1 protein-coding gene is annotated in these 339 nt (G+C 38.1%); it reads left to right on the forward strand.

Features of this window, described 5'->3' with window-relative positions:
- On the forward strand, nt 1-339 hold a 339-nt coding region (locus BAQ49_RS03850; RefSeq protein ID WP_116733430.1), incomplete at both ends, for an IS6 family transposase.

Genomic DNA, 339 nt, shown 5'->3' on the forward strand with positions numbered 1-339 from the left:
GCATAATCGTTGCTCATACAACGATTATGCGTTGGGTTCATCAGTATGGTCCTGAATTAGACAAAAGAATCCATCGTCATCTCAAGAAAACCAATGACTCGTGGAGAGTCGATGAAACATATATCAAAGTAAAAAGTCAATGGATGTACCTGTATCGTGCTGTCGATTCGAAAGGAAGTACCATCGATTTTTACCTAAGTAAAGCAAGAAACCACAAGTCTGCAAAGCGATTCTTCAAGAAAGCTTTGCAGTCTTTTCATATTTCTAAGCCTCGTGTCGTGACAGTAGATAAGAATCCAGCTTATCCTATAGCAGTTGAAGAATTGAGAAAAGAAAAAA

Origin of the sequence: Bacillus proteolyticus (assembly GCF_001884065.1) — a bacterium.
Taxonomy (GTDB): Bacteria; Bacillota; Bacilli; order Bacillales; family Bacillaceae_G; genus Bacillus_A; species Bacillus_A proteolyticus.